The sequence below is a fragment of the Amycolatopsis sp. NPDC049252 genome, from assembly GCF_043197175.1.
Taxonomy (GTDB): Bacteria; Actinomycetota; Actinomycetes; order Mycobacteriales; family Pseudonocardiaceae; genus Amycolatopsis.
In genome coordinates this window covers 80,488-98,772 of record NZ_JBICSQ010000029.1, presented here as the reverse complement: position 1 = coordinate 98,772, position 18,285 = coordinate 80,488, and the positions used below count along the sequence as shown (strand labels likewise).

The 18,285-nt window shown below is 72.6% G+C and carries 14 protein-coding genes; 8 read left to right on the top strand and 6 right to left on the bottom strand.

Annotation, left to right across the window (positions count from 1 at the left end; translation table 11 throughout):
* Positions 1-15 precede the first annotated feature (15 nt).
* Together ACGFMK_RS27060 and ACGFMK_RS27055 are read right to left on the bottom strand one after the other, a co-directional pair.
* Positions 16-261, bottom strand: a complete 246-nt coding sequence (locus ACGFMK_RS27060; protein WP_392768674.1) for an ATP F0F1 synthase subunit C — start codon at positions 259-261, stop codon at positions 16-18.
* A 232-nt stretch (positions 262-493) separates the two neighbouring features.
* A complete protein-coding gene (locus ACGFMK_RS27055; RefSeq protein ID WP_392768671.1) occupies positions 494-910 on the bottom strand; it encodes a pyridoxamine 5'-phosphate oxidase family protein in 417 nt (138 codons plus the stop codon).
* Positions 911-992: 82 nt separating this feature from the next.
* Here ACGFMK_RS27055 and ACGFMK_RS27050 point away from each other — a divergent pair, with 82 nt between their 5' ends.
* The 3 genes from ACGFMK_RS27050 to ACGFMK_RS27040 all read left to right on the top strand — a co-directional run bounded on the left by ACGFMK_RS27050 (position 993) and on the right by ACGFMK_RS27040 (position 3,373).
* On the top strand, positions 993-1,910 hold the full coding sequence (locus tag ACGFMK_RS27050; RefSeq protein WP_392768668.1) for an AraC family transcriptional regulator: 918 nt from the start codon (positions 993-995) through the stop codon (positions 1,908-1,910).
* Positions 1,911-2,033: 123 nt separating this feature from the next.
* Positions 2,034-2,708, top strand: coding sequence for a 3,4-dihydroxy-2-butanone-4-phosphate synthase (ribB, locus tag ACGFMK_RS27045; protein WP_392768666.1), 675 nt, complete (start codon positions 2,034-2,036; stop codon positions 2,706-2,708).
* Positions 2,708-3,373, top strand: coding sequence for an HAD family hydrolase (locus ACGFMK_RS27040; RefSeq protein WP_392768663.1), 666 nt, complete (start codon positions 2,708-2,710; stop codon positions 3,371-3,373). Before ribB ends, ACGFMK_RS27040 begins: the two co-directional genes overlap by 1 nt.
* On the opposite strand, the gene ACGFMK_RS27035 is transcribed toward ACGFMK_RS27040, so the two are convergent.
* Positions 3,374-4,384 carry a YncE family protein gene (locus ACGFMK_RS27035; protein WP_392768660.1) on the bottom strand — a complete coding sequence of 337 codons (1,011 nt, stop codon included), beginning with the start codon at positions 4,382-4,384 and terminating at the stop codon, positions 3,374-3,376.
* Between the two features lie 138 nt (positions 4,385-4,522).
* Here ACGFMK_RS27035 and ACGFMK_RS27030 point away from each other — a divergent pair, with 138 nt between their 5' ends.
* The 3 genes from ACGFMK_RS27030 (at position 4,523) to ACGFMK_RS27020 (ending at position 8,488) form a co-directional block, all read left to right on the top strand.
* Positions 4,523-5,224 (top strand): TetR/AcrR family transcriptional regulator, encoded by a 702-nt coding sequence (locus ACGFMK_RS27030; protein WP_392768657.1) that lies wholly within the window; start codon positions 4,523-4,525, stop codon positions 5,222-5,224.
* 9 nt (positions 5,225-5,233) lie between these two features.
* Complete coding sequence (locus ACGFMK_RS27025; RefSeq protein WP_392768654.1) at positions 5,234-6,376, top strand: FAD-dependent oxidoreductase; 1,143 nt, start codon at positions 5,234-5,236, stop codon at positions 6,374-6,376.
* Positions 6,377-6,535: 159 nt separating this feature from the next.
* A complete protein-coding gene (locus ACGFMK_RS27020; protein WP_392768651.1) occupies positions 6,536-8,488 on the top strand; it encodes a DNA/RNA non-specific endonuclease in 1,953 nt (650 codons plus the stop codon).
* Positions 8,489-8,538: 50 nt separating this feature from the next.
* Here the strand turns inward: ACGFMK_RS27020 and ACGFMK_RS27015 are convergent, their stop codons facing one another.
* The 3 genes from ACGFMK_RS27015 to ACGFMK_RS27005 form a co-directional block, all read right to left on the bottom strand.
* Positions 8,539-10,947: a hypothetical protein gene (locus ACGFMK_RS27015; RefSeq protein WP_392768648.1), complete on the bottom strand. Its 2,409-nt coding sequence runs from the start codon at positions 10,945-10,947 to the stop codon at positions 8,539-8,541.
* Between the two features lie 312 nt (positions 10,948-11,259).
* The gene (locus tag ACGFMK_RS27010; RefSeq protein WP_392768646.1) at positions 11,260-13,017 is read right to left on the bottom strand and encodes an SGNH/GDSL hydrolase family protein; all 1,758 of its coding nucleotides are present in this window, start codon (positions 13,015-13,017) and stop codon (positions 11,260-11,262) included.
* A 13-nt stretch (positions 13,018-13,030) separates the two neighbouring features.
* Positions 13,031-16,228 carry a family 78 glycoside hydrolase catalytic domain gene (locus tag ACGFMK_RS27005; protein WP_392768644.1) on the bottom strand — a complete coding sequence of 1,066 codons (3,198 nt, stop codon included), beginning with the start codon at positions 16,226-16,228 and terminating at the stop codon, positions 13,031-13,033.
* A gap of 133 nt (positions 16,229-16,361) precedes the next feature.
* Between ACGFMK_RS27005 and ACGFMK_RS27000 the strand changes: the two genes are divergently transcribed.
* Complete coding sequence (locus ACGFMK_RS27000) at positions 16,362-16,487, top strand: hypothetical protein (RefSeq protein ID WP_392768641.1); 126 nt, start codon at positions 16,362-16,364, stop codon at positions 16,485-16,487.
* Positions 16,488-16,813: 326 nt separating this feature from the next.
* The gene (locus ACGFMK_RS26995) at positions 16,814-18,136 is read left to right on the top strand and encodes a cytochrome P450 (RefSeq protein WP_392768638.1); all 1,323 of its coding nucleotides are present in this window, start codon (positions 16,814-16,816) and stop codon (positions 18,134-18,136) included.
* The last annotated feature ends 149 nt before the right edge of the window (positions 18,137-18,285 follow it).

Below are 18,285 nucleotides of genomic sequence, written 5' to 3'. Positions count from 1 at the left end.
CCCGCGCCGACGGGTTCACTTGGTGGACGTGATGAAATAAACGACGATGCCGATCAGCGCGAGCACCTCGGTCAGCACGAAGGTCGAGTAACCGATCGTCTGCAGTTTGCCCCGCGCTTCCGGCTGCCGGGCGGTACCATTGATGACGGCCGCGAAGATCAGCCCCACCCCGATTCCCGGGCCGATCGCACCGAGCCCGTAGCCGATGGCGGCGAGGCCGGGGTTGATGGTGGCGGTCTGGGCCAGAACAGCGTCGTTCATGGACGTTCCCCTTCACCTCGGTCCACGCGCACGCTCGCGTGGAGCAGCGGCTTCGTGTGTCGCAACGGACAAGTGACGGAGCAAGGGCGGAACCGTTCACGAGCGCCGGGAATCGGCGATGTTCGCGTAGGTAACTGATCTCGCCAGGCAGGAAAAACGTCGGGCGGAGAATTCGAGGACCGATCGTTTCGGCCACCCTCAGGATATCAGAGAAGGGAATCGGGTGCCGCGGTCAGAACACGTAGCGGTGCACCGTCTCCGGGTGGAGGACGAGGCGCACCTGGTCCTCCGCCAGGATCCCGGCGAGGTCGGCGGCCCGGTCCGCGTCGGCGAGGTCCCAATAACGAGCGGCGAGGCGGCGGCTCAGGTCGTGCGCCCCGCCGGGTGCCACCGTCATGCGGCCGGCGACCGACACCCAGCGCTCCCGCTCCCCCACCGGGGCGGCGACGACGATCGACGCCCGCGGATCCCGGCGCAGGCGCCGCACCTTGAGTGATGCGGGGGGTGTGAACAGCTGGATCGTGCCTTCGGCAGTGGCCTCGAACCACACCGGCCGCGGTGGGGCTCCGGCCACGGACAGGAACCCGTGCAGCGGGCGCCGGAGGAACTCGAGGTCATCCGCCGTCAAGGAACTGGTGTCAGTGCTCATGACAGCTGATTCAACGGGCCGGGCTCGGACGAGTCCATAGGTGATCACCCGGATCGCATGTCCATTCGTCTAAACTGGCCGGGTGGACGTGTTCGGTGACCTGTTCCGCGGCGTGCGTGCGCACGGCTCGTTGTTCGGCAGTTCGGCTCTGACACCACCCTGGGCCCTGCGTTTCGTGGACGGCGCGCCGCTGACCCTGTGCACCGTCCTCGGCGGCGCGGGCTGGATCGTGCCGGAGCACGGCCGGCCCGAGCCGCTGCGCGAGCGCGACACGATCGTCGTGCGCGGCCCCGGGACCTTCACCTTCGTCGACGAGATCGGCACCCGGGCCGAACCGGTCGACTGCGGCGAGCACTGCGCGGCACCCGAGGAGGGCGGCACGCGGCACCGGCGCGGCTGGACCGACGGCGGCGGGACGGCGACCCTGATCACCGGTGCCTACCCGGTGCGCGGGGAGATCAGCCGGCAGCTGCTGGACGCGCTGCCGGTCGTGCTGCGCGTGGACGCCGGTGGCACGGGTGACGCCGTGCTGGACCACCTCGCCGCCGAGGTCGCCACCGACACGCCGGGCCAGCAGGTGGTGCTCGACCGGCTGCTGGACTGGATGCTGGTCTGCACGCTGCGCGAGTGGTTCGACCGGCCCGGCGGCGAACCCCCGGCGTGGTGGGCGGCCCGGCGCGACCCGGTGATCGGCCACGCCCTGCGCCTGCTGCACGCCGAGCCGGCGGCCCCGTGGACGGTCGCGGCGCTGGCCGACCGCACCGGCGTGTCCCGGTCGACGCTGGCCAGGCGCTTCGCCGACCTGGTCGGCGAACCACCGCTGACCTACCTCACCCGCCGGCGCATGACCCTCGCGGCGGACCTGCTCCTCGAGCGGGAGGCGGCGACGGTCGCCGACATCGCCCGCGAGGTCGGCTACGCGGACCCGTTCGGGTTCAGCGCGGCGTTCAAACGGGTTCGCGGCACCAACCCGAGCGAGTTCCGCCACCAGCGGGCCTGAACCACCGTCCACAGGCGACGGTCCTTTCACTGCTTCGGGTTACCGAGGCGGGTTCGAGGTGCGGTGCGGCACCCGCGTGTCGATCATGAATCGGCCGTCTACCGCCGCTCCGGAAGGACAGTCATGGATCTCGCTGTTCCCGAACAGGTCCGCCGCGACAGGTCGTCCTGTCTCGACACCGTGCGCGCGGCGCTGCTGGACATCGAGGCGGGCCGGCCGGTGATCGTCGTCGACGACGAGGACCGGGAGAACGAAGGCGACCTGATCATGGCCGCCGAGCACGCCACGCCGCGGGCGCTCGCCTTCTTCATGCGCCACACCAGCGGCCTGATCTGCGCGCCGATGGCTCCCGAGGTCACCGACCGGCTGCGCCTCCCGCCGATGGTCCAGGCCAACGAGGATCCCGCGGAAACGGCCTACACGGTGTCGGTGGACGCCGCGGCCGGCATCGAGTCCGGCATCTCCGCCGCCGACCGCGCCCGCACGCTCCGGCTGCTCGCGGACCCCGCCACCACACCCGGCCTGCTGTGCCGGCCGGGCCACGTCTTCCCGCTGCGCGCCCGGGCCGGCGGGCTCGCGCAGCGGCGCGGCCACACCGAAGCGGCCGTCGAGCTGATGCGCCTGTGCGGTCTCGCGCCCGTCGCCGTGATCAGCGAGGTGTGCAACGACGACGGCAGCGTCGCCCGGCTGCCCCAGCTGCGCGCCCTCGCCGACCTGCACTGGCTGAAGGTCGTGTCGATCGAGCAGATCGCCGCGTACGTGCCGCAGGCCTTGCCGCAGACCGCCGCGGCCCGCTGATGCTCGCGGCCACCGTGTTCGACCTGGACGAGACCCTGGCCGACAGCGCGGCGACGTGGACCCGGGTGATCGGCGCCGTCGCGGCCCGCCACGGCCAGGGGTGGACCGCGGCCGACTGGGCCGCGATCCAGGGCACCAGCACCGGCCACTGGGCGGCCTACCTCGCGCGGCGCTGCCCGGGCCTCACCCCGGCGGCGGCCGTGGCCGAGTGCGTCGAGGGGATGGTCGACGCGCTGGCCCGGGGCGGGTTCGGGCTGCTGCCCGGGGCCGCGGACCTGGTCGCCACGGCGGCCGGGGCGGGGCCGGTCGCGCTCGTGTCGGCCTCCCCCGCCCGCTACGTCCTGGCCGCGGTGGCGGCGTCCGGCCTGCGGTTCGCCGCGATCGTGACCGGTGACGACGTCACCCGCGGCAAGCCCGCGCCGGACCCGTACCTGCTCGCCGCACGCCGCCTGGGCGTGGCCCCGGACCGGTGCCTCGCGGTCGAGGACTCCGGTTCCGGGATCCGCTCGGCGCACGCGGCCGGGATGACCGTGCTCGCCATCCCCAACCCCGCGACCGCCCGCGACCACGAGGTGCTCGGGCTGGCCACCCACCACGCCGCCGACGCCCTCATCGCCGCCAAGACGCTGACTTCGCTGCCCTACCTGCACCGGCCATGGGCGTGATCACGGCGAAGCGAGGCGCTCGACCACACCGTCCGCGGTACCGGTGACGAAGAGGCCGCCCGACGCCGTGTCGACGGCGACGGTGTCCGGCTGGCGGACGGTGGGCAGGGTCGTGGTCACCCGCGGCGCGGCGCCGGACAGGTCGATGCCGACCAGTTCGTTGCGCGCGGTCAGGGTGACCCACAGCCGGTCGCGGACGGTGTCGTAGGCGACCCCGTAGGGCGTGCCGGGCAGCGGCAACCGCGCCAGCGCGTGCGCCGAGGCCGCCGGATCGAACGTCAGGACGGCGTTGCCGCGGGTGTCGATCACCACGAAGTGCCCGCGCCGGTCGGCCACGACGTGGGTGGGGCCGGCACCGGCGGGCAGCCGGGCGACGCGGGTGAGCGTGGCGGCGTCGTAGACGCTCAGGTCGTTCTGCCGGACGTCGACGAGCCCGACCAGGTTGCCGACGGCGGCCAGCCCGGCGGGCTGGGTGACGTCGGTGAAGGTGTGGATCACCCGGCCGTTCTCCACGACCGCGACGCTGCGCCCGTTTTCGTTGGCGGCGAACAGCCGCCCGTTCGCGGCGCGGGTGGCGTCGTGCGGCGACATTCCGGTTTGGACGGTGGACCGGACCGTCCCGGCGGGCAGGTCCACGACGAGCAGCCGGTCGGAGTTCTCGTCGGGGATCAGCACCGGGCCGCCGGGCGCGGCGAGCTGGAGGTGGCGCAGGTGGCCGGGCAGCGGGACCGTCTTCACCAGCTTGCCGGTCGCCCCTTCGAGCAGCCCGAGCCGGTCCGGGTCGCGCAGGCCCACCGCGACCAGCCCGGTGACCGCGTCGGCGACGATGCCCTCCGGCGCGGCACCGACCCGCAGCACCTGCCCGGCCGGGGCCTGGCCCGTCGGCGGTGCCACGGCGGGTTCGGCCGCGGGCGGCAGCGACGGCGGCGGCGCCGCCGGAGGTGTCGTGCCGCACGCCACGGTCCCGGCGAAGACCGCCGTCGCGATGAGTGCGCTCGAGCGTCGTCTCATGAGGCCCTTTCCCGGTCGGATGGGCGAATGCTGCGCCGCCACGGTGCCCGCCGTCGACCGGAAACCGGTTCGGTAAGACACCCGTAACCCGGAAACCGACCATGGTCGTCACGACCATGGTCGTGGTACGGTGGCCGCATGCCCCCGGTCGACGAATCCCCCGAACCCCGCAGCCGCCGTGAGCGGCCGGCGAAAGCCGCGCTCACCCGGCAGGGGATCATCGACACCGCCCTCGGCATCCTGCGGGACGAGGGCCTGGAGAAGGTGACGATGCGGCGGGTCGCCGCCGCGCTCGACTCGGGGCACGCGTCGCTCTACGTCTACGTCCGCAACACCGAGGACCTGCACGCGCAGATCCTCGACGTGCTCTTGGGCGAGATCAACCCGACGACAACGGGTCCCGGCACCTGGCGTGAGCGGGTGAAGGCCCTGCTGAACAGCTACGGGCAGCTGCTGTTCCGCTATCCGGGGATCGCCCGGATGGCGATGTCCACCCAGCCCAGCGGCCCGCACTACCTGGCGCTGGTCGACACCGTGCTGGCCCTGCTGCGCGAAGGCGGGGCGAGCGACCGGGCCGCGGCCTGGGGCGTCGACCTGCTCCTGCTCTACCCCACCGCGGTCGCCGTCGAGCACAGCGGCCCGAAAGCCACCGAGAAGAAGACCGCGGCGCTGTCCGCCCTGGCCACGCAGATCACCACGGTGGACGCGCAGCGGTATCCGCACATCGCCCCGCTCGCCACCGCGCTCGTCTCCGGCACCGGCGCCTCCCGCGGCAACTGGGCCCTCGACGTCCTGCTCGACGGCATCCTCACCGCCGGCCCACCGCCGGCCGACACCTAAGGACCTCCCATGCCTTCACCTTCCGTCACGATCGTCGGGGCGGGCCTGTCCGGCCTCGTCCTCGCCCGCATCCTCCAGAACCACGGGGTTTCCGCCACCGTCCACGAACTGGACGCCTCGGCCGGCGTGCGCCGCCAGGGCGGCTCCCTCGACATCCACGAGGACTCCGGTCAGGTCGCCCTGCGCGAGGCCGGCCTCTACGACGAGTTCCGCCGCCACACCCACCCGCAGGGCGAGCACGTGCGCGTCCTCGACAAGAACGCGCACGTTCACGTCGACAGCGGGCCCGAGGGCGGCGAAGGCGGCCGCCCGGAGATCGACCGGAGGGTGCTGCGCACCCTGCTGCTCGACTCGCTCGACCCCGGCCGGATCGTGTGGGACCACAAGGTCACCGCGGTCCGCGCGCTCGGCGGGGGCCGGCACGAGCTCACCTTCCGCGACGGCAGCACGACCGAAACCGATCTCCTGGTCGGCGCGGACGGCACCTGGTCGAAGGTGCGCCCGCTGCTCTCGCCCGCGACCCCGGAGTACTGCGGGGTCACCCACCTCGAGATCCTCGTCCCGGACGCCCCGGCGAAGCACCCCGAGCTGGCCGCGCTCGTCGGCCCCGGCATGATCTTCGCCCTCTCCGACAACAAGGGCTTCCTGGGCCACGGTGGCGACGACCTCGAACTCGGCGCCTCCCTCCGCGTCCCGGAGGACTGGCTGGACTCCACCGGCGTCGACTGGGCCGACCCCGGCGCGGCCCGCGAGGCCCTGTTCCGGGAGTTCGCCGACTGGGCCCCGGTGTTCCACGACCTCATCCGCTCCAGTTCCGACACGATCACCCCGCGCCGGATCTTCGGCCTGCCGGCCGGGCACCGCTGGGAGCGGGTCCCGGGCGTCACGCTCGTCGGCGACGCCGCGCACGTGATGTCGCCGTACGCCGGGGAGGGCGCGAACCTCGCGCTCATCGACGGGGCCGACCTGGCTCGCGCGATCCTGCAGCACCCGGCCGACCTCGAGACCGCGCTGGCACAGTACGAAACCGCGATGTTCCCGCGCGCCGAAAACGCGTCACTCGAGTCCGCCCAGGGGCTGGCGTCGTGTTTCACCCCGACCGCACCGGTGGAGATCGCCGGGTTCTTCTCCCAGATGGCGACCCATTCCTGAGCACCGGCAGGCAGTGCGTGAGCAATTCACGATAACGGCTCGGAAAGGATTCCCGACGACACGCACAACGCCCTGTAACACGCCCCCCGGAGGCTGCGACTCACGCACTGTTTCCGGCCGATCGCCCGAATCGTCCGGAGCGCCTCCGGGGAGGGCATCGTGGACAGCACGACCTACGGACCATCGGACCAGCAGGACGCCGCGGCCCAGCGGGCCGACGACCGCATCGACACCCGGCGCGCCAAGATCGCGTTGCTGCGCGAGCCCGGCGGCCTGGCCAGGGCCGACGAGCCGGGCCGCGTGGCCACGCGGATCGACCGGCTCGGCCGCTACTACCCCGACGTCCGGCCGGTCAGCCCGGCGGCGATCGCGGCGGGTGATCCCGCGGCCATGCGGGCCGCGAGCGCGATCCTGGAACGGATCATCGCCACCGACGACCTGCTGGGGGTGGGGTACCTCGAAGGCGGGGTCACGGCCGCGAGCGCGGTCGGCCGGGTGAGTATCCGGGACGCCCGCGGCCGGCTCGCCGGTTACGGCACCGGGTCACTGGTGTCGCCCGAACTGCTGCTCACCAACCACCACGTGCTGCCGAACGCCGAAGTCGCCGGGTTCAGCGCCATCGAGTTCAACTACCAGGACGGCGTCGACGGCCTGCCGGTCCCGGTGCGGGCCTTCAGGCTGGACCCGGACCGGTTCTTCGTCGCCGACCCCGGACTGGACTTCGCGCTCGTCGCGGTCAAGGCCGACGCGGCCGACCTGGGCCCGTTCGGTTACAACCGCCTCATCGGCGCCGAGGGCAAGGCGATCGTCGGCGACTTCGTCACCATCATCCAGCACCCGCAGGGCGAAAAGAAGAAGATCGCCCTGCGGGAGAACCGGGTCGTGGACGTCCTCGACCTCTTCCTGCACTACGAAACCGACACCGAACCCGGCTCGTCGGGCTCGCCGGTGTTCAACGACCAGTGGGAGATCGTGGCGCTGCACCACGCCAGCGTCCCGGCGGACGGGCACGCGGAGTTCGGCGACTTCCTGAACGAGGGAATCCGGGTGAGCAAGCTGCTGGAGTTCCTGCGGGGACAGCGGTTCTCCCCCGATCGGCAGGTGCTCGTCGACCGGCTCTCCACGCGCCCCGAACGCTGTCCTCGGCCCCCAGTGGACGTCCCGGCGGCGACGCCGCAGTCGCTCACGATGCCGTTCGACATCCGGCTGCGCGCCGAGGCGGTCCCGGCCGCAGGGGCGCCGGAGAGCATCCGGATCGACCCGGACTACTCGAACCGCGAGGGCTACGACCCGGACTTCCTGCCCGGGCACCGGGTTCCGCTGCCCACGCTGAGCGACGCGCTCGTCCCGCTGGCCGCGACCAACCGGCAGGCGACCGGCGAGCCACGCTATGTGCTGCCCTACCACCACTTCAGCGTCGTGCTGAACAAGAACCGCGGCCTGGCCTTCTTCACCGCGGTCAACATCGACGGCGGCACCAGCCAACCGTTGCGCCGCGAGGCGGACCGCTGGTCCCTCGACCCACGGGTCGAGGTGAGCGAACAGATCGGCGAGGAGATCTACCGGGACAACCCGCTCGACCGCGGCCACCTGGTCCGCCGCCTCGACCCGGCGTGGGGTGCGACGGCGGCGATCGCCCAGCTCGGCAACGACGACACCTTCCACTTCACGAACTGTTCCCCGCAGCACAAGGACTTCAACCAGAACCGGACCACGTGGGCCGGGCTCGAGGACTACGTGCTGGAGAACGCGGACAAGGAGAACATCAAGGTCACCGTCGTCACCGGCCCGGTGCTGGCCGAGGACGACGACCGCTACCGCGGGGTCCGGCTCCCCCGCCAGTTCTGGAAGGTCGTGGCGACCGTGCACGCCGCCGGCCGGCTGTCCGCGACGGCGTACCTGCTGAGCCAGGAGGAGCTGATCCACGGCCTCGAAGTCGCGCCCGCCGAGTTCGACTACGGCGCCTACCGCACGTACCAAGTTCCGGTGCGCCGCATCGAAAAGCTGACCGGTCTCTCCTTCGGCGACCTCACCGCGGCCGACCCGCTGGCCGGCCTGGAGTCGACGGCCGAGGCCACGGAGCTCCGGACCCTGGCCGACATCGTCCTCTGACCCGTCCCGCCCGTGGTGGCCGAGCCACCACGGGCGGGACGGTCAGCCTGCTACAGGACGCACAGCAGCGAGCACGCCTTGGCCGAGGACCAGTCCGTGTACGTCGGCGGGGTCGTCGGCGGGACGTTCACCGGCAGGTAGCCCACCTTCGCGCGGTTGGTGATCGGGAACAGGCTCAGCAGGGCGTACGTCGAGCAGTACACCTGCTTCGACGTTCCCGCCGCCAGCGTGAACGGGCCCGTCTGGCACGACGGCTCCACGCTGTCCACGACCTGGCCGGCGGTGATGCCGACCGGACCCTGGTTCGTCACCGTGATCCGCCAGTACGCGGTCGCGTTCAGCAGGCCCAGCAACCCGACCGGCGCCTGCTTCGCCCACGGTCCCACGCCGCCGGGACCGCACTTCGCCACGGTCGCGGACGTGCAGATCTCCTTCTGCACCACCACCGTCGGCGTGCAGCCCGCGCCCGGCGCGACCGGGAGCGTCACCGTGTTGGAGGTGAACGCGCCCGTCGTGTCGGTGCCGGTGGCCGTGTTCGCCACCGACGTCACCGTGCAGTCCGCCGCGATCGTCGTGCGGAAGCACAGCTGCGGGGCGTCACCGGCGTAGTCGACGACCAGCTGCGGCTGGTTGCCGCCGCCGAAGTCGCCCGTGCCGGTGAGCACCAGCGACGTCGTCACGGTGATCGACGGGTGTGCGGCGGCCGAGATGCCGCTCAGGTCGACCGAGCCGTCCGGCGCGAACCCGGGGGTCGGGACGACGGCGCCGTCCTGGTCGACGACCGTCACCCGGGACGCGGCGAAGTTCACGTTGGCCGGCGTGATGCCGGTCAGCCGCGCGGCCGTGTAACCCTGGACGTGCCCGGTGCCGCCGTCGCAGTAGAAGTCACCGGGTTTCAGCGTCACCTGCCCGCCGGAGCGGACACACGGCGTGGCGCCGGTCGCCGGGTCCATCGAGAACAGCACCCCGGCGTCGCCGAGGCCGATGAGGCAGCCGGTCGGCGGGTCGTAGGTGTAGCCGTAGTCCCGCGTGTTGCCGCCGGCGGCACCCGGGTGCGTGATCGGGCCGGGCAGGCCCGCGCACGCGGCTCCGGTCGTCCAGTCGTGGCACAGCGCCGCCCCGGCGTACCCCCCGTTCCAGAGTGCGAAGTAGCTGCGCAGGTGGCCGGCCGGGTCGGTGACGACCTCCGGGTTGAAGACCCACACCCCGGCCGTCAGCGCGGCCACGACCGGCGGGGCCGGAAGGGCCGAACCGTCGAGCGCGAAGCAGGTGGTGGTCTCCGTGGCGCCGCTCGTCGTCGAGCACGCGCCCACCGGGGCACCCGCCGTGCTGAAGTAGGTGTAGGCGCTGTAGGTGTAGTTGCCGGCCGGGCCGGTCGGCTTCGGTGCCGTCCAGCCGGCGCAGGCCGACGCCGTCGAGGGGTCGAAGCAGCCGAGAGCGGGCTGGCCGACGCCGGGGACGGAGGACGACGCGAACACCTTGCCCGCCACGACGGTCATCGCGCCGTAGATGTGGGCGAGGGTGTTCCCCGGCTGGTTGTTGCTGGGCGGCACGATCGGCGCGTAGGGCTGGCCGCCGCACGCGCTCTTCGTGGCGATCGTCCAGCAGACCACCGCGCCGGTGCTCACGACGCCGTACAGGTTGCCGCCGCTTTCCACGAGGCCCGCGATGCTGTTGACCGCGGACGGGGAACCGCCGGTCGCGGCCAGCGGCCAGTACCCACAGTTCGCCGCGGCGGCCAGGTCGAGGCAGCCGACCCCGGCCGACGAGGCCGTGAGAGCCGGGTAGTAGACCTGCGCGGGTGCGGCCGGGTCGCGGACGTACTGCGGGGTCAGGGTGCTGGCGATGTCGCCGGTGTTGCCGGTGCCGAGCGGGCCGGGCGTGGTGTTGAGCGGCTTCGGCCACGGGCCGCCCGGGCAGCGCTGGCCGGTGCCGACGTCGGTGCACACCACCTTCACGTTGGCGGGGGCGAGGTGGTGGTAGACGTTCCACGCCTGCAGCGTGCCGTCGGGGGTGCGGTTCAGCAGCGGGGTGAAGCCGTCGCCGCCGGTCGCCGTCGTGACCGCCTGCACGGGCGGGGTGAGCGAGCCGGACAGCGAGGTCGCGTCGGGCCCGGAGCGCGGGTTGGTCGCGCGGACGGCGGTGACGCCGGAGGCGGGTTCGGTGCCGGCGAAGGTGCTGCCGTCGGTCGACCACGACGGCGTCCAGCCGGGCGGCGCGTGCAGCGACCCGGACTGGTAGGACTGGCCCGCGCCGACGGCGTCGGTGATGGCCGCGGCGCCGGTCGCGCTCGCCTGGTCGTCGTAGCCGACGACCCAGTTCGCGGTGGCCCCGTGGGCGGCCGGGGAACCGGTGCCCTGCACGGACTTCACCAGCCCCGAGACCGCGGCCGGTGCCGCGGGATCGGCCGACGCCGGCAGCGGGAAGGCGGCGGCCATGAGCACGAACGGCAGACCCACCGCTCCCCAGCGGCGTACACGCATGCGTCTTCGCATGAAGGGCCCTCGATTCTTTTCCGGAAAAGGATTTTCCCCCGACCGAAGAAGAATCGTATGTCGCGACGGGAACCCGTTGAAGCGCCGTCACCCGGGCGCCGAAAGGTGCGACGCCAACGGCGCAGTTCGTTACCGCCGCGAAATGAACAACTTTCGTTCCGGCGATGAGCATTTTCCGATGACGTCACCTGGACGCACGTATGCCGTCACTCGTTCGAGTTACCGCTTTCCCCGACCCGCTGCGTTCTTCCGCAATCACTTTCGCGAAACGGACATTCACAGCGCGTCGAGGGGCACGGCCGCCGCCATGGCGCGGTACCCCGCGTCGCCGGGATGCAGGTGGTCGCCGGAGTCGTACGCCGCGAGCATCGCCTCCGGGTCCGCCGGGTCGCGGACGGCGGCGTCGAAGTCGACCCAGCCGTCGAACACGCCGGTGCTCGTGCGGACGAACGCGTTCACCTGGTCTCGGGCGGCGAGGTGCGCGTCGTTGCTGCAACTGCAGCCCTTGATCGGCGTGAGCGTGCCCGCCAGCACCCGGATGTGGGCCGCGTGCAGTTCGGCGGCGATCTCCTTCAAGCCGGCGATGACGTCGTCGGCGCTCGAATCGCCGTTGATGTCGTTGATGCCCTCGAGCACGATCGCGGTGCGCGCGCCGGGCTGGCTGATCAGGTCGTGGTCCAGCCGGGCCAGCCCGCTCACGCCGGCGGTACGGCCGTCGGGGAAACCGCTGAACGCGTCCTGCAGGATCCGGTTGCCCGCGATGCCCTCGTCGACCACGCCGGGCACCGCGGCCTGTCCACTGGCGAGCAGGCGCCGGGCGAGGAAGTTCGGCCAGCGGCTGTCGGTGTTCGGGGTCGACGAATAGCCGTCGGTGATCGAATCGCCGAACGCGACCACAGAACCGGCGGTATCGGCGTCGGCCACGTCGATTCCGCTGAGAATGGTCCAGAATCCGAAGGTGCCCGCCGAGGGGAAGCCGCCGACGTCGGCCGTGTGGTCCCCGGTGCCGTCCGCGGTGGTGTACATGTCCTGCAGCCCGATGCTGTGCGCGGGCGCGTTGGTCACACTCCCCTTCAGGTACAGGCTCACCAGCAGGTCGGCGTCGGCCGGCACCGCGAAGGGCAGCGGGTCGCTGACGGCCTGGCCGCCCGCGGGCAGCGCGGCCTCCGGCTGCCCGCCGAAGGTCAGGGTGGCCGGGGTGCTCACCGGCGTCGCGCCCGCCTGCCGCACCGCGACGGTGGCGTGGCCGACGACCAGCGGCCCGGGGTCGTAGGCGTTGTCGAGCCGGACGCGCACCTGCGCGCCGCCGCGGCTGGTGTGCTCGACCATGCGCAGGGTGCGCTCGGTCCACGGCCCGGCGGCGAGGCCGTCGTCCGTCGCCGCGGCCCACGTCCCCGTCCAGGGGCCCGCCGCCGGTCGCGTGCCGAGGGCGAACACGTGCAGGGCCGCACCGTTGGTGATCACCGGCAGCGTGACGGCGGTGGCCGGAACACCCGGGTCGAGCGGGACCGCAACCGTGTAGAGCTTGGCGGAGAACGGGTTCGGCCCGCTCGGGGTGTTCCAGCGCGGGAAGGACACGGTCATCCGGTCGCCCGGCCCGAAGTACCAGTCGGGTGCGCCGAGCTGGAAGGTCTGGACGTGCCCGTCGGCGTACTCGATCGTCCCGGTCCCGGCGGACGCCGTGCCGGTGCTCGTCACCAGGAACGACAGTGCCGCACCGGAAAAAGAGCCCTCGATCCGCTGGCCGTCGGCGACGACGTTGTCCGCGAGGCCGGGCGCGTAGGCGGGGAACCGCAGCGGCGCGCCGTCGACGGTGACGGTACGTCCGGGATCCCAGCCCGCCGCGGCCAGGTCCTCGGCGATGAGGCTGTGGCCGCTCCCGTCGAGATCGGCCGCGGCCGGCTGGTCGGCGGTGCTGACGCCGACGTTGTCGAAGGCGGCCGCCAGGCTCGGGTAGGTGACGGCCGCGTCGGCCGTACCGACCGGGGTGACGAGACCGGCGATCACCGAGGCGGCCAAGAGGATTCGCTTCACGGAGGGCTCCCGGTCAGTCGCAGTGGCGGGCGGTGAACGTCCAGGTGCCGGAGCCGACGGAGAACCGGTTCGTGCCGGGCAGCGGCGCCGCACCTGGAGGCGCCGTCACGCCGGTGCCCGGGACGGTCACCGTGCCCGTCGTGTTGGCGGGCACGGTGACCGTCAGGTCCAGGCGGCACCCGGACTGCGTCCACGCCGACGAAACCGGGCCGCGGACCGTGTCGATCGACGCCGACACGTGGCCGAGCCCGGCGGGAACCTGCGGGGTGAAGGCGATCGCGGAGTAGCCGGGCGCGGCCGGGGTGATCCCGGCGAACTGCGTGTACAGCGCGGCGTTGACGCCCGCGAACATGGCGTGGTCGTGGGTTTCCATCCCGGACTGGTACGTCCACTGCTCCCACGGGGTTGTCGCGCCACGGCTGATTTCATACCCGAACCCGGGATAGGTCTTCTGGTCGAGCACGGTCAGCGCGACGTCGATCCGGCCGGCCTTGGCCAGGGCCTCGGGCAGGTAGCGGGTGCCGAAGATGCCGGTGTCGAGGTGGCCGCCGTTCTTCGTCAGGATCGTGTCGGCGAGCTGCGCGCCGACGGCGGCGACCTTGTCCGGCGGGACGATGCCGAAGGCCAGCGGGAGGATGCTGGTCGTCTGGCGGCCGTCGCCGTAGGTGGTGCCGGCCGCGTTGAGGAAGTGCGCGTTGAACGCGTCGGCGATCGACGTCGCCAGCCCGGCGAAGTGGGCCGCGTCGGCCGTGTTCCCCAGTGCCCGCGCGGCTTTCGCGACGTCGTCGGCCTGCCGGAACGACAGCGCCGTGTTGACGACGGACCGTTCGCTGAAGCAGTCCCCCGCCGACGGGTTTCCCTGTCCCCCGTTGGCGTTCGGGCCGCGGTCGGGCGGGCACCAGTCGCCGAACCCGCGGTCGTCCGGCCAGATGCGGCCCGGGTAGGCGGCCGCGTTGGTGTCCACGAACGCCTTCATCTTCGGGTAGGCCGCGGCGAGCCGCGTGAGGTCGCCGTACTGCTCGTAGAGCGACCAGGCGAGGTCGACCGATCCCCCGCCCATGTCCGGCAGCTGGGCGTTGCCCGCGTCGCTGGGCAGGGCCGTGCCGGGCGGCAGGTCGAGCAGGTACTTGCCGTAGAAGCCGTCCATGCCGAAGTCGAGGACGGACGCGTCGTGGTAGGCCTGCACGTCCATGCCCGGCGGCGTCCGCTCGTCACGCACCGGGTTGTCGGTCGGCAGGCTCATCGAGTTGTTCAGCACGGCCCGCCGGTTGTTCGCCCAGATCGTGTTCAGCAGCGGATCGGACGTCTCGACGTGCCCGGTCGCGGCGACGTCGGCGTGCGCCACCCGGCCGGCGACACTGCCGAGGTCCGGCGTGCCCGGGAAGCCGGTCAGCTCGAGGTAGCGGAAGCCGTGGTAGGTGAACCGCGGCTCGTAGACCTGCGTTCCCGCGGCGGAGCCGAGGGTGTAGGAGTCGGTGGACGCGGCGTTGCGGTTGGTGCTGGTGTCGAGCATCCCGTCGGCACCGAGTTCCTCGGCCGTGCGCATCCGCACGGTCGTCCCGGCCGGCCCGGCGACACGAAGTTGTGCCCAGCCCGCGAAGTTCTGCCCGAAGTCGTAGACGTAGACGCCGGGGCGAGGCTGCTTCACCGACACCGCGCGCAGGGTCTGCACCACGCGGACCGGCGGCGCGGTGGTGGCGGTCAGGGTGGCGCTGGGCGCCGGAACCGTGCGCACGGGGTGCCAGGACGCGTCGTCGAAGCCCGGCCGGTCCCAGCCGTCCTGCTGCAGTCGGGCGTCGTAGCTCTCCCCCGCGTAGAGGTCGTTGGCCGTCACCGGGCCGTCGGACCACCGCCACGTGTCGTCGGTGGTGACGGTCCGGGTCGTTCCGTCGGTGAAGGTGACGGCGAGCGCGAGAATCCCCTGTTTCGGGCCGGTCCAGCGGAAGCCGTACTGGCTGAACCGCGGGCCGTACCCGTTGCCCAGCCACAGGCCCACGGCGTTGCGTCCGATGTGGACCTGGCTCGTGACGTCGAAGGAGTCGTAAAGGTTGCGCTGGTCGTACGGCGTGCTCGCGGGTGAGAGGACCTGGTCGCCGGTCTTCTCGCCGTTGAGCCGCAGCTCGTAGAAGCCGAGGCCGTAGACGTACGCCCGCGCCGACGCGACGTTCTTGTCCAGGACGAACTCGTGCCGCAGCAACGGCGCGTCCGGCGACTGGGCCAGCAGGACCGGGTCACCCTGCGGTTCCAGCTGCCCGTCGGTGACGGTGACGCCGGGGAACCGCGGGTCCGGTGTGGACGAGAAGTCGTCGGAAAACAGTGCTGTGCCGTCAAGAGCGTGCACGGCGATGTTGTCGTAGCGGGCGACCTCGGCCGTGCCCTGGCTGACCGACGTCCGGAACCCGAGCGTTCCGGTGGTCACCGCGCCGACGGTGCGGGAGTCGACCTGCGTGCCGTCGATCGACGTCACGACGGTGTCACCACGGGCGTCGAGGCGCAGGTGGTGCGGCAGGCCCACGGTGGCCGGGGTGATGACGGGGCTCAGGTCGACCTCGCCGAGGAGCGAGAAGGCGCCGTGGCTCTTCACGTGCGGCCGCAGCAGGACCTTGCCCGGTGTCGTGGCCGCGTTCACCTGCCACATCAGGAAGTCGTCGGTGTCCGCGGCGCGGAAGACGACGCTCGCCGCCGCGGCCTTGATCGTGAAGTCCAGGTCCAGGCCGAAGTCCTGCCACGTGTACGCGCTGCCCGCGTCCGGGCTGATCCAGCTCGCGCCCGCCCAGTCCGACGGCCCGCTCTCCCACCACGCGGACGCGGCCGTGCTCGGCGCGCCGCCGCGGGCGTCCCAGACCTGCACGGTCCAGTAGTTCCGCTTCCCGGCGGCGGCCGGGCCGCGGTAGGGCACGGCGACCGAGTCGCCGCTCGCGACCTTCCCGCTGTCCCAGACGTCGGCCCGGTTCGCCGCGAGCAGCCCGGGAGCGCTGGCGACGAGGATCCGGTACGCCGCCTGCCGGGCGCCGGACCCGCCGGAGCGCAGCTTCCAGCTCAGCGACGGCGTCCCGGACGTCGCGAGCGGATTGACAACGTTGTCGACGCGCAGGTCGTAGGCCTCGACGCCCGCGTCACGGTGGCCCGCGAGCGCGGCCGCGTCCGTGAACAACGTCGCCAGCAAGGCGCAGAGAAGGGCGAGCAGAACTCGTGCGGGACGACCGGACATGGGTGCTCCACTCGCTGGACGGGCGGTGCTTTTCCGACTTGAAACGTTTCAAGTCATCTTATCACCGCAGTGTGACCCACACAACAGAGTTCGGCTCAGTAGCTGAGCAGGCTGAAAGCGACCGGCCGGCGGCGTGCGGCTCGGGATGGCGGGCTACGACGAGGAACTGGGCAACTCCGGCGCGGCGGCGGCCGCGGCGATACTGTCCGATGTGGACGCGATCGTCGACGGGCTGGGTGAGCGGTGGAACTGCCGGTGATCTTCTTCAAGCCGCACCCCTGCAACCACTTTCACGCGCGCGGGCATCGACGCGGCGGGGCGGCGGCGTTCCCGAGGTGCCAGCCCGGCGGAGATCGTCGAGCTGGGCGCGCCGAAGTCGGGTTACCACGCGGCGTTCTCGGGGTCGTACACGGTCGCGGCAGCCCGCACTCGGCCCACGTCCTCCCGGCGAGGTCAGCGCGCGGATCACGGAGCCGACCTACGGCCTCGCCGAGCTGGGCGACCTCACGGATCTGACCGGGTTGCTGCGCACCTGACGATCTACGCTGAGCTGGACCCGAGTCCTGCGGCGAAGGTGGGAGAAACGTGACCCGGTTCGGCAAAACGGTCGTCGAAGGCGCTTTGGGGCGAACGAAACCGGTGATCAGGTGGGGGCTGGGGCACGCGCTGCCGCGCGCCGTGCTGCTGCGTCAGGCCCGGCGCGGCGACCTGCAGGGCCGGCTGGTGGACGAAGCCGCCGCCGGCCGGGACCTGACCGGGCTGTTCGACGAGATCCGCGCCGCCGGGCCGGTCGCCCGCACCCGGTTCGGCTGGATCACGACCCACCACACGGCCGTGCGGGAGGTGCTCTCCAGCGACGACTTCCGCACCGGCGTGCTCGGCTCCGACGGCTCCGCGCTGGGACGGCTGCTGGAGTGGTCGGCCGGCGAGTACCTGCACCCGGTCCGGCCGCCGTCGCTGCTGGCCGTCAACCCGCCCGAGCACACCCGTTACCGCAAGCTCGTCACCGGCGTGTTCACCGCGCGCGCCGTCGAGCAGCTGCGCGGGCGCGTCCAGGCGATCGCCGGCGAGGTGCTCGGCAGGATCGACCCCGCCGGGCCGGTCGACCTCGTGGAGTCCTACTGCGGGCTGCTCCCGGTGACGGTGATCAGCGAGATCCTCGGCGTCCCGGCCACCGACGTGGGCAAGGTCCTGTCCCTGGGCGCGGCGGCGGCGCCGAGCCTCGACCTCGGCCTGGGCTGGCGCACGTTCCGCGACGTCGAGACCGCGCTGGCCGAGTTCGACACCTGGCTGGGCGAGCACCTGGACCACCTGCGCCGCCACCCCGGCGACGACCTGTTCAGCCGGCTCGTAGCGGCCCGCGACAACGGCGTCGGGCTCACCGAGGCCGAGCTGAAGTCGACGGCGGGGCTGGTGCTGGCGGCCGGCTTCGAGACGACGGTCAACCTGCTCGGCAGCGGCATCGCCCTGCTGACGGCCCACCCGGACCAGCTCGCGGTGCTGCGCGAGCGGCCGGAGCTGTGGGGCAACGCGGTCGAGGAGGTGCTGCGCCACGACCCGCCGGTGCTGCTGACCGGCCGGGTGGCGGTGCGCGCGACCGAGGTCGCCGGCGTGCCCGTGCCGCGCGGCGCGGTGGTGACGACGGTGCTGGCCGGCGCGAACCGCGACCCGGGCGTCTTCACCGACCCGGCGGCGTTCGACGTCACCCGGGCAGGCGCCCGCGACCACGTCTCGTTCGGCGCGGGCCGCCACCACTGCCTGGGCGCCGCCCTGGCCCGGATGGAAGGCGAGATCGGGCTGCGGACGATCTTCGACCGGTTCCCGGACCTGACCCTGCGCCCGGGCAGCCGCCGCCGCGACACCCGCATCCTGCGCGGTTACGAGTACCTGCCGGCCACGCTCGTCTAGGCGCCGCTCAGCGCCGGTTTCTGCACGGTGCCGCCGCTCCACGCGCCGTGGTGGCCGCTCCGGTCGCCGTGGTGGCCACTCCGGTCACCGTGTTGGCCATTCCTATCGCCGTGGTGGCCACTCCGGTCGCCGTGTAGGCCATTCCCGCC

What these genes read in the sequence shown, in the direction of transcription:
- ACGFMK_RS27035 (WP_392768660.1), bottom strand. Translation starts at nt 4,384, where the DNA reads ATGAGACGACGCTCGAGCGCACTCATCGCGACGGCGGTCTTCGCCGGG.
- ribB (WP_392768666.1), top strand. Translation starts at nt 2,034, where the DNA reads ATGGATCTCGCTGTTCCCGAACAGGTCCGCCGCGACAGGTCGTCCTGT.
- ACGFMK_RS27055 (WP_392768671.1), bottom strand. Translation starts at nt 910, where the DNA reads ATGAGCACTGACACCAGTTCCTTGACGGCGGATGACCTCGAGTTCCTC.
- ACGFMK_RS27025 (WP_392768654.1), top strand. Translation starts at nt 5,234, where the DNA reads ATGCCTTCACCTTCCGTCACGATCGTCGGGGCGGGCCTGTCCGGCCTC.
- ACGFMK_RS27040 (WP_392768663.1), top strand. Translation starts at nt 2,708, where the DNA reads ATGCTCGCGGCCACCGTGTTCGACCTGGACGAGACCCTGGCCGACAGC.
- ACGFMK_RS27030 (WP_392768657.1), top strand. Translation starts at nt 4,523, where the DNA reads ATGCCCCCGGTCGACGAATCCCCCGAACCCCGCAGCCGCCGTGAGCGG.
- ACGFMK_RS27005 (WP_392768644.1), bottom strand. Translation starts at nt 16,228, where the DNA reads ATGTCCGGTCGTCCCGCACGAGTTCTGCTCGCCCTTCTCTGCGCCTTG.
- ACGFMK_RS27060 (WP_392768674.1), bottom strand. Translation starts at nt 261, where the DNA reads ATGAACGACGCTGTTCTGGCCCAGACCGCCACCATCAACCCCGGCCTC.